This is a genomic window from Butyrivibrio sp. AC2005, from assembly GCF_000424145.1.
In the GTDB taxonomy this organism is placed as follows: domain Bacteria; phylum Bacillota; class Clostridia; order Lachnospirales; family Lachnospiraceae; genus Butyrivibrio.
The window spans coordinates 20,996-31,789 of the sequence record NZ_AUJI01000049.1 but is presented as its reverse complement, the minus strand read 5'-3'; the positions used below and the strand labels follow the sequence as shown (position 1 = coordinate 31,789).

Below are 10,794 nucleotides of genomic sequence, written 5' to 3'. Positions count from 1 at the left end.
TCAAAATTATTTTAAGTCATATCTGCCGTTGATAGATAATAGTGATTTAGCAGATGATTACTTAACTGATATTGATAATCTTAGTAAGAAAATACAGGAAAGCTTTAGAAATTCTATAAGCGACGATTACTATCGACCATTGTACCTTAGCATCTTTATTGAAGTGTGGGTGGGAAAAGAAGGTAAGCTTTCTTTAACATCGTCAGATGAACTGCTGGAAGAATACATCGAAAGAGAAAAGATCAGATGGAAGACCATCTTAGATGATAGTGATGACCTTCTGGATTCATATCTTAATCTTTTGGCAATGGCTTGTGCAATTGATAGATTTAATATTACGGATGTCTATGGAGATAATTATCTCAGTAAGGCTTGCGATAGCATGACGAAGTTTTTGGATAAAAACATGAACAAATCTGGCTTTGAAAATACTAAAGCGGATTTGTCTGTTTTCATGCATGAACAAGAAGAATATGATTCTGAAGATGATCCAATTCTTGATGCATTCTATAATCCGGAAAATGCGATGCAACAGGCTGACACAGTAATGGATGAAGAAGATGTTAAGCACATAAAGTCCATGGATCAGGAGGATAAGTTTGCTTATGCTTCATCTTATATAAAATTACATGCAGATCCTAATGAAGTATATCTAAACATGTTCAACAATCTTGGGTTGCTTGAAGATGATGAGAAGAAACAGCTTAAAAAGTTACATGAACATAATGTTACTAAGTCTAATGCTTTGCCGGATCACGCATGGGTTATCGAGGCGACTCTGCCGGATATAATACGGGAGTTTGTAGTCAGGCATGTCGTAAAGCCCCATGATGTTGTTAAGTTTACAAAACTTGCAAGATCAAATTCAGTTCTTGGTTTATCTCACTTCTTAAATCTTGTTCTTGAAGACAATGATAGTTGTGAATTATTCCAGAAAATAGCTATCACTCCTCCTAATGAAGCGCTAAACTACTTTGAATATTATATCAGCCTGCTTGTCAGGATTGACAAAATAAAGGATTTTAGATCAGTAGAAGATGCTCTTTTGCGTATAAATCCGATATTTCCTAAGTTTGAGATTGAGCTTTGGAATCGTATTGCTCATGTCTTAGGCGAGAGGGACAATATGGAAAGGATCTTTGATAGTGGATGCAAATTCATTGATTATATCAAGCATTTCTCTGACTATCTGGATATTCGTGATGAAATGGCAGATGTACTTAAGCAGTACTGCGTAGTACTTCACAGTGTTGGGGCTGAAGATAAATTTATTAATTATGTTGGTAAGATAGGTGCTATAACGGATCTGCTTCCAAAGAATAGTATGTTCGGATATGTTCTCTGTGAGAATTATAGGGTAATCATTGATGGAAAGTTTACCAAAGGAGCGGAGTTTAGCTCGGAGTGGAGCAAGATACAGGAAATCCTTGAACAGTACGATTATTCTGATGATCTTATTAGTATGGCTATGGAAGCAGTGAAAGATTGGATGCTTGCTCTTAATCGAAAGAATGACGTAGAAGGTCTCAAGGAGCTTGAGGACTATCTTGAAGAACTGTATGCCAAGCACAAGCATATAGCTGTAGCTGAGGTTTTGGCATTGACCACAGCAAATGTATATACAGTTACCTTTATACTGCATAAGGAGCAACTGCATGGACAGCTTGAAAAACTTAAAGGATATTTGAAAGATTATCCTGATAATATGAAAGTCAGATCAGCATACATATCTGTGTGCAGGGAAGAATACTATGAGACATCAAGCTTTCGCAAAGTACCGGATTATGTGATTAATGATGCGAAAGCCTGGAGTAGTCAATATCCAGATGAAATAGAGTTTCAGGAGTCATACTTTATGCTTCTTACGGCAAAGCTTGAATATGCTATAGCTCATGATATGAGAAATGAGCAGAGGCGCGTGTTTAAGGAGATGAAGCGAGTCGCTGATAATGCCAATTATGAAGCATATCATGAAGAAAACTCTTTGAAGAAGACGATAGCTACTTTGCAGATGATGTATGGGTTGTAGCTATGAGGAGCTGCTTGATATCTAAATAGAAAAGTGGTGTACCAGTGAATACAAGGTATTTCTTGAATGCATGACTTTACTTCCTTACATAGAGTATGAGCCTGAGATCAAAGAATTAAAGAAGTCTTAATAGTGGAGGATTATATGATAAACGCAATAAAAAGAATTAGTTCTGCTATTGATAAGAATTCTTATGATGAAATAATCTCTTTTCTTTCAAATCCAGCTATTAAATGGAACAGAAAGAATCGAGAAATTCTGGAAAAGCCAATAAGATCTTTTCAAAGTACAAAGATAAATGAGATTTTGGCTTGCATTATTCTGTATACTCACTTTGCTGGTGATGATGGTCTTATTTTTGCTCGTCAGCGGGGATTATTTGCTTATTATTTGAATTGGCATGGAACAGAACGTATTCTTGATTGGTTAATATCAAACAAAACGTTGCTAAATGTATCAAAAGAGACTGAAATATACCTCGATCATAAATATGAAATACGTTGGCTTACTAAATACTATAAGAATTGTGATCAGAAGATAGATTCAATAATAGAAGAGCATGAAAAGAAAAAGCGATGCTTTCAACTTAATGGAGTTACATTAGAATCCAATATCGTGATGGAATTACTAACGATTTTAGAACTTCTATTCAGATTGTCAAAAGGGCAAAGAGAATCCAATAAAGCGGCGGCTTTGGAGCTTTATAAAGTACTCAATTACGATGTTCCGGATTATTATTCACTGGAGGAATTGGGCGAGGCTGTATCATATATTATTTCAAGATACTATGAATTACACCAAAGAAGTAGTAGCCCTATTTGGATTGATATAGCTACTATAAAGAATAGTATTGAGCTGGCAGATTTAATTCTTATAGCAGCAAAAAGAAAATTGGTATCTGAGTGGGAAGTTGATATTGACTATTATGGTTACGATATAGAAAATGTTGATGGTAGCACATTATATCGGATTATTGATAAACATAATATTGAGAAATCAAAACAGCTCGGATTCATTAAAACAGAGTTCCAAGAACAAACCAGAAATATATGGAACTATAAATCCTTGGAGAAATGTGCAAATATTTATGATCTTGCAGATGAAATCAGGAAACACCTTGATTTTGTATTTAAACTCGTAAATAAGGACACCGACGTTGAACGTTACAGAATGATATTTTATCCACCATTACTGCAGTACTTCATGCCCAAGGATTATAGCAAACCTGAGTTTTTTGCTGAAGAAATAGTTCAGATAGAGGATGCTGCTCATGAAATGTTTTTGCCTACTGATGAGCTTTTGCGTTACAAGATTACTGATATATGCACAATAAAAGACGTTATTCTTTTTAAAAGATTCTTTACCTTTGTCTCATATGCACAGCAAGTATTTATCGAAGAACATAATGGAGAATTGGAAACAATTGCTAAATCCATAGTTCCTACATTTAGAAAAGAAGACTTGATTAAGTTACTTGAACTGTTTGTTAGCGGAAAGAGAAAAGCAGAAAATCTTATTAAGCTGTATTGCTGGGATGGTAATGGATTTCTAGATATCCAGGCTACCCCGATTATAAAAGTAAACATAGATCAGTACTTGATTGTTCCTTTTGTTTTGTCAGCCTCAAATCTTATAAGAAATGTAATCGTTAAGGAAAGAAAGAATGATTCACAAAAGACAAATTCTAATGGTGCATCGGAACCACTTGAGATATATGCAAAAAAGATATTTGATTATCAGAATGAAATATTTAGCCATAAAGAAGGCCGTGAACTAAAATATAACGGAAAGTCAGGTGAAGTAGATCTCGTTGTATGGTCAGAGAGACATTTATATTTGATTGAATGTAAAAATTCTATTCTTCCGACAAGCCCCTTTGAATTAAGAACAACATATGATTATATAAAGAAAGCCGAAGACCAATTAGACCTGAGTAGTTCTGCATTGACTGATTCTGCGTCAAGAAAGCAAATACTGAATAACTGGGGAGTACCTATTAGGGACTATGAGATACATACGCTGATTTTGTTGGGAAACAGAATTTTCACTGCACCTAATGGTTTTAAGCATCAAGTTAGATACATACATGAATTGTATATGATACTTACAGGTGGGGAGATTAATAGTAGCTTTGGAAAGTGGCGATATTGGCAAAATGAAATGTTTTCTGAAAAAGATTTCATAAGATTTATATCGGAAAAGGATCCGTTGAATAATGACTTTCTTGAATCATTGTGTCCCATAAAATTAGTTATCAGTTGTGGAGAATACAAGATAGAACGGGAATCATATTCTTTGAATATTGTAAAGCATTGGGAAATGGATGATAAAAATCTTGTAAATCTGAGTACCGAGGAGCAAATGAAAACGAGAGCGGAATATGAGAAGAAGCATGAAGAGACTATTAAAGAAATCAGAAAGAATACTGATTTTAAAGGGCAAAAGCCAAGCTAACTTAGATTGGAAGGACGCTGTTAGTGCTTTTCTCAAAGATCCAGATTATACAATAAAATTAGTCGTTGGATAATACTATCGCTCTTTTGACATTATTTTTGAAGTCATTCTTGTTGTTATTATTTTTGATTTGATTTTAGCTTGTAACATATAGGAAACATATATGATGAAAGAGAATATTATTCCTTCAGAAGAATTTATGGATGCTGTAGCATCATCATATGGAGAACCATATGATGATCAGATAAAGAATACATCACATCCCTCATTATCAGAACTTGCAAATAAATATGATACATCTACAGTTAGAATCCGAAAAATTCTGATAACGCGTGGATTATTCAGTACTGCGCTTATAAGAGAAGTTGTCCGACTAAGGAATGAGGATAAAAGCATTGAAGATATCTGTAAGCTTACCGGATTAAAGCCTGCAGCTGTAAAGGCTTCATTACCTTATGAGAAGGGTATTTACAATATTGATCCGAAAACCACTTTAGGAGTACGTGTTGAAAGAAATAGAAAACGTAAGGCTGCAGCAGGTAATCTGAGAAAGTTAATTGACAATTGCTCTGATAATGACTATTCCTCATGTTTTGACGCACTTTGGAATTGTGTGGTTCTTTATCAGGGATATCCGTTCATGACAAGCGACAGAGATGGTAAAGGTGCTGTTAAGTTTAGGTATTCACTTAAGGTTTCTTCACGTACTGGTGATACGACAGACGAAATAATTATTGACCGGAAAGAACATTCTAAGAGTATTACCAGATCTACAATAGAGCTTGCTTTTATCAATGCCATGAAGGAGCAAGAAATAGTGGGATGTATTAAAGGACCGAAGAAATTGGGATGCTTTGGGGCGAGTTATTTGTATGCTATGTTTCTGCAGTGGGAGATTATAAATAGCAAATAACATATCTTGCACACCAATCTTGCACACCAAAAAGGATATAACAAGAATTAGACACCGAATAAAACATCCGGTGTCTAAAAATCAGTTATACATCAATTCCTTTATGCTCTTTATATCCTCAGGCATATTGTCACTTGCTTCTCTTATGTCTATAGCATTTTGAATATTTAGGAAATATTCATATGAAACACCAAAATATTTCCCTAATCGTATTGACGTATCTATAGTAATCTTTCTGTTGCCATTAAGTATTGCCTGAATCCTGGATACGGGTACGTTTATATCTTTTGCTAGGCGATAAGCAGAAATACCGAACGGTTCCATAAATTCTTCTCTTAATATTTCACTTACTGTTGGCAACTCAATCCTTTTATTCATAGTAATAATCTCTTTCTGTATAGCATAAATCCGCTATATATACATAATAGTTAAACATATCTTTTATCAGCTAATTAAAAAGTCAAAATAAAAACTTATTAGTGATAATCTACTAGTTCTACATCGTAACAATCGTTACTATTAATCTTAAAGCATATCCTGTATTGGTCATTAACCCGAATACTTACCTGACCAAGTCTGTCTCCCTGAAGATGTTCAAAATGATTTCCTGGCGGTACTCTGAAATCTTTATCTTCTTTAGCAGCATCTATCATTATAAGCTTTCTTAATGCCCGTTTTTGGATATCTTGCGGAATTCCCTTTACATATTTCTGTTGAAATATTGATTCCGTGTCTTTATCCGCGAAACTTTTTATCACATTGCTCCTCCTCCTCCCCATATAATTTAAAGAAAAGCTTTTCTATACCATTATTATACTCGTTTAGCATGTATATGTCAAACAGGTATAATGGTTTTAGAGAAGTACATCACAATCAATATCGAATCATTACGACAAAACCATTTGATTATACACTCATCCAACCTGAATATCTGTAGATTCCTCAGATGTCACAGTCTGCGATGCCTCCTGCGAGGCATCTTCCTGCTGTATTGGCGAAACCTTAGCCTTTTCCCGTTCCTGCTTGGTCATATAGAGTTTGCCCCAGGATGGAGGATTTTTCATGCGCTTACTGTAGAATAGAAGCATAGCTTCGGCATATCCGAGGGAACCTGGACGGCGCTCCTTCGCCAATTTAGATATCTCTTTCATAGAAACTATTCCGAGTTTTTCTTTAAAAACATCCTCTTTAATTTCATTGCCATAACAATAGATTAATCTGGCTACGGCGTTAAGCATATTAGCTGAGAATGACTTCTGCTCACCCTCCCAGGTAATGATGATAAGGTGCAAAACTTTATCAAGCATATCATAACCATAACGGTCAAATATGTTCTCAAGGGCACCGACAGCGCAAACGCTTCCCGGGACATTGCCCGTGGTCACTTTTAAATCATAAGATTCAACAAGTCCCTTAATCACAAGCTCTTTTTCATTTCCTGCTTCGCAGTTTGCCTTAAATATTTCCAGAGGCTGTAAAGGTTTAACATTTGTCATCTGATGCGCGAAAATATCTGCTTCCTGCTCATATTCCAGGTCATCATATATCATGCACCAGACCGGTGTTTCGCGGCTCCCTGATGCCTTCGCAACTATTTCTGCCGTGTGCTGACCATTAAATACATAGTTTACACCATCCCTACGGCTTACCTTCACAGGATTGATCTGATTAAGATCAAAATCTTCAACTGCTTTTTCTACATGATACATAGAAAGTTTACGCTGATATTCCTGGTTTGATACCAGATCTTTTATAGGAATCAGTTCAAAATGGACATTCGGAACGAACTCATTATAATTTTCATTCATGCGTTTATCCTTTCTACAAGAGATTTCTGAAGGCTCCCCGATGAGTTATCCAGAAATGATAGTTTTTTCATTAACCGAATCCTAGCGTCAGTAGTAATATGATTAAGCTTTACTTTATTATTAACTCTCTGAATAGATGTTACCCAGTAATCTATCGTCATACAGAGGCTGTTCACCTCTGCATCAGGATCATATGCCGGCATCTGTCTTATTGCAGGTGCCTTTTCACAAGATTTTTTCTCTTGTTCATGCTGTGAATGCGACTTGCATTTTTCTTTATAAAGACGATTTGCTTCAGAATGAATAAGCTTTGGCGATATTCTCGGCATAGTCTTATCACATACAGCTTTATATACCGCATGTATTTGATCTGCTTTTAGTCTTGATAGTTCAATTACTGTCTCATGTGCAATGATGCATTTATCCATAAGAATAAAAAGAGCCATTGCCTGATTCTTGGAATATATATCACAGATAGCTTTTGCCACATTGCTGTATCTGTAGACGCTACACCCTGTTATATCATATTTAGTTCCTATCAGGGTCGATAGCCTGCATTTGGTATTTGTTTCTATACTTGTCTCTTTTTCGATGATTGTTCTGTAATAATACTCCCTGCCTATAAGGAATTTCTTGTATCTGCTTGTAAGATCCGGTCGTCTTGCTTGTGTTATGCAGATATACAGAGCTGCCTCGATCTTTTTATTGAAAGAATGTTTTTTATAAATGACCGGTATTTCCATTTCATTAAGAAGGTCATATGTTATATGGTTCAGAAGATACTTGTCTCCCCAGGTATGAACAACGCGGCATGTGATGTCTGCGCATATCTGCTGTCTTATTTTTTCTTTTGCTTCTTCACTATATGGCTGAAACAGTACATCAAATTCCGGATCTGATTTAAATTGTATGCTGTCACTCATATGCATTTTCCTCACTATTATTCTTTTCTTCCCTCTCAATCCTGAAAACAGTGCTGTCATCAAATATGCTGAGGTTAAAGCCATCATCATGGTTTTCTATTGGAACTCCAAACTGATCTTTCCAATCAGCAGAGTATCTGGGCTTTGTATCAGGTGCAGAATCGTCCTTTTGTTTTCGCTTATATGCCTCGGATGATGCAAGGTCAAATATGAAGATTTTGTCGCTCGGTGTACAGACAAGCTTTCCTAGGATTTTGTATCTGTAGTCTTTGTTCCATCCCATTAGCTCCATTACTTTTGCGTAGAATACACGGCATGTTATCGTTTTGGGTTTTCTTTTTTTCAGGGTTCCGGCAGGAGAGCACCACCTGAAGGAATCTCTTGAGTCCTCGCTACATGGCTTTACCGCAAGCATTTTCTTCTCAGGATGTACTAAGAACTGAACATATTCCACGGTTGGAAGCTTGCGGATACAGGCTGCGTTTACGGATACCTTTTCATCTTTAAATGTTACTGAGGGCTCAAAGAGATGAGCAAAGAATTCTCCACGTACTACCTGGAATCCATGGAAGGAGAAGGGCTCTGGCTGGGATTGTTGTTCTTCTGCCGGAAGTGGAGCTGGGGGAGTCAAATTGCTCGCTTCCTGCGAAGAATCACTTGTTACGGGCTCAGGTATTTTTGTATTATTACTATCTGTGCTTAGTGCTATTAGCGCAGGTGCCATGGTGATTCTTTCTAATATGATTGGTTTATCAATTTCTTCTGTGGTGGTGGTTCCCTGAGATACTTCGGGATTGTTTATGGTCTCATTCATCGTTTGCTCCTATCTCCCCAAGAATACTCTTTATATTGTCTGCTGCTTCCTCCCTTGTGGTTACATTTTCATCCGGCACCATATACATTGAGCCCTGGCTGTCCACATCCCAGCTTTCATCAGGTTCATCCTCATTAAAGAGGGCAGTACTCTTGTAGTATTCATCCCCAAAACTGTTTGCCCATTTAGCAGGATATGCAGGGTGGTTATCTGCCATGACATATGCTTCCGTTGCATTGAAGATAAGGACTGTTTCTCCATTTTTGCTGTGAGCATTTCCGATTAGTTTGTAACGGTTTCCGCTTTTCCATCCAAACAGTTTGTACAGGGTGGGGATGAATGCCGCTCCGCTGATATGTGCAGGGATCGTTATTTCATCCTTCTGCTTACACCACTGGATTGCATGTTTTGAGTTCTCGATTGCTTTTCGAACTGCTATGATTTTCCTTGTTGGATGAACGAATATGTCTACCTTTGCCGGATTATTCATCTTCTTTATGCATATGGCATTGAAAAAGAGGTTTGTATCGGTAATCGAAAGCATCATCTGTCCGTGTGTAGACATAAACTGCGCCCTTACAAGTTCATATCCTGAGAGATCAAAATTACCTTTATGTACCTTTATTTCCAAAGGGGTTGAAGGGATTAGTGCATTATCATCATTTATGCTGGTTGATGCTTCGTAATAGTCGTCCTCTGTAAAGCCTGCCCATTTGGGATGAATGGATACAAATCCTTTAAGGATTCCTTCCTTTATGACATGCATCACAGGAAAATATCCCTTGTTTCCATACTTTGCGTTTCGTATGAGTTTTTGAACTGCAAAGAAATCCTCTCTTGTTATGATGGGTTCATGATGGTCCTTTTGGCGATACTGATTCCTGTCATGGCGGTTTTTCTTGGATTTGTGGTCGAGAAAGTTTGGAGTAAAGGTCTTCCTTGCAAGAACATCCCCGCAATAGCGTTCATTTGACAGGATTTGCAGGACGCTGCCTGATGACCAAAACTGATTGCCCTTCTTGGTATAGCGCTCAAGCTGGGTCAGTGCATCCGCAATCTGCTGTGCTGAATATCCATAGAGGTAGGAGAAGAAGATGAGTCTTACCGTTTTTGCTTCTTCCTCATTGATAATGAGATTTCCTTCCTCATCGTGATCGTATCCAAGCAGGACCGGGGTTAAGAAGATTCCTCTTTTGAAGCGCATTTCGATGGATCCGTTCATGACTTCTGATTTTGTATGGCTTTCTTCCTGGGCAAGAGTTGCTATGAAAGACAGCGCCATTTCTGAATTCTGGTCCAGTGTGAAAATGTTCTCGCTTTCAAAGAATACTCCTATGGGTGGATCCTGGGATTTTAGCTGCCTTACATATCCTATGCAGTCAAGAATATTGCGGGCGAATCTTGATACACTTTTTGTGACGATGATATCTATTTTTCCTGCGTGGCAGTCATCAATCATGCGGATGAAGTTGTCTCTATGTTGGAGTGAGGTGCCGCTGATTCCTTCATCTGCATATATGCCGACAAGTTCCCAGTTTGCTCTGTTCTTGATCATGTCCTCGTAGTGGTTCTTCTGAAGCTCATACGAAGATGTTTGGTGGGGATCATCCGTGCTGACTCTGCAATACGCTGCCACTCGTTTCATGGTGTTCGGATTGTAGAAATCTTCCTGGGGCTTTGCAGGGATAACGTCTAGGACATCCTCACCGACACCTTTGTAGCGCTCACGGATTTTTTCTTTGACTTGGTTGTTTGTTCCTGCCTGGTTTTCCTGTTCTGTCATGTATATCCCTCATATGTTTATGCGGATCCTGTGTGCCTTTAGTGGGTTGGCTGAAGATCTTTGTTGGTTG

Annotated in this window: 9 protein-coding genes; 3 read left to right on the top strand and 6 right to left on the bottom strand. The window is 37.5% G+C overall.

What is annotated here, in order from left to right:
- The 3 genes from G602_RS31005 to G602_RS29075 form a co-directional block, all read left to right on the top strand.
- On the top strand, window positions 1-2,029 hold a 2,029-nt coding region (locus G602_RS31005; protein WP_196808685.1), incomplete at its 5' end, for a hypothetical protein.
- Between the two features lie 144 nt (window positions 2,030-2,173).
- Entirely contained in the window at window positions 2,174-4,483 is a 2,310-nt protein-coding gene (locus G602_RS0114260; RefSeq protein WP_026659609.1) for a hypothetical protein, read from the top strand.
- Between the two features lie 163 nt (window positions 4,484-4,646).
- Entirely contained in the window at window positions 4,647-5,396 is a 750-nt protein-coding gene (locus G602_RS29075; RefSeq protein WP_155829913.1) for a hypothetical protein, read from the top strand.
- Between the two features lie 81 nt (window positions 5,397-5,477).
- Here the strand turns inward: G602_RS29075 and G602_RS0114250 are convergent, their stop codons facing one another.
- From G602_RS0114250 to G602_RS0114225, 6 genes are all read right to left on the bottom strand, one after another.
- Window positions 5,478-5,774 (bottom strand): HigA family addiction module antitoxin, encoded by a 297-nt coding sequence (locus G602_RS0114250; protein ID WP_026659606.1) that lies wholly within the window; start codon window positions 5,772-5,774, stop codon window positions 5,478-5,480.
- A 98-nt stretch (window positions 5,775-5,872) separates the two neighbouring features.
- Window positions 5,873-6,154 (bottom strand): type II toxin-antitoxin system RelE/ParE family toxin, encoded by a 282-nt coding sequence (locus G602_RS0114245; RefSeq protein ID WP_026659605.1) that lies wholly within the window; start codon window positions 6,152-6,154, stop codon window positions 5,873-5,875.
- 156 nt (window positions 6,155-6,310) lie between these two features.
- Complete coding sequence (locus G602_RS26755; RefSeq protein WP_044932167.1) at window positions 6,311-7,204, bottom strand: DUF6551 family protein; 894 nt, start codon at window positions 7,202-7,204, stop codon at window positions 6,311-6,313.
- Window positions 7,201-8,127 carry a hypothetical protein gene (locus G602_RS0114235; RefSeq protein WP_026659604.1) on the bottom strand — a complete coding sequence of 309 codons (927 nt, stop codon included), beginning with the start codon at window positions 8,125-8,127 and terminating at the stop codon, window positions 7,201-7,203. The genes G602_RS26755 and G602_RS0114235 overlap by 4 nt, the downstream gene beginning before the upstream one ends.
- Window positions 8,120-8,941: a hypothetical protein gene (locus G602_RS26750; protein ID WP_049945240.1), complete on the bottom strand. Its 822-nt coding sequence runs from the start codon at window positions 8,939-8,941 to the stop codon at window positions 8,120-8,122. The genes G602_RS0114235 and G602_RS26750 overlap by 8 nt, the downstream gene beginning before the upstream one ends.
- Window positions 8,934-10,724, bottom strand: coding sequence for a recombinase family protein (locus G602_RS0114225; RefSeq protein ID WP_026659603.1), 1,791 nt, complete (start codon window positions 10,722-10,724; stop codon window positions 8,934-8,936). The genes G602_RS26750 and G602_RS0114225 overlap by 8 nt, the downstream gene beginning before the upstream one ends.
- Between the last annotated feature and the right edge of the window lie 70 nt (window positions 10,725-10,794).

Coding starts and splice junctions, on each gene's coding strand:
- G602_RS0114235 (WP_026659604.1), bottom strand. CDS start 8,127: ATGAGTGACAGCATACAATTTAAATCAGATCCGGAATTTGATGTACTG.
- G602_RS26750 (WP_049945240.1), bottom strand. CDS start 8,941: ATGAATGAGACCATAAACAATCCCGAAGTATCTCAGGGAACCACCACC.
- G602_RS0114225 (WP_026659603.1), bottom strand. CDS start 10,724: ATGACAGAACAGGAAAACCAGGCAGGAACAAACAACCAAGTCAAAGAA.
- G602_RS29075 (WP_155829913.1), top strand. CDS start 4,647: ATGATGAAAGAGAATATTATTCCTTCAGAAGAATTTATGGATGCTGTA.
- G602_RS0114260 (WP_026659609.1), top strand. CDS start 2,174: ATGATAAACGCAATAAAAAGAATTAGTTCTGCTATTGATAAGAATTCT.
- G602_RS0114250 (WP_026659606.1), bottom strand. CDS start 5,774: ATGAATAAAAGGATTGAGTTGCCAACAGTAAGTGAAATATTAAGAGAA.
- G602_RS26755 (WP_044932167.1), bottom strand. CDS start 7,204: ATGAATGAAAATTATAATGAGTTCGTTCCGAATGTCCATTTTGAACTG.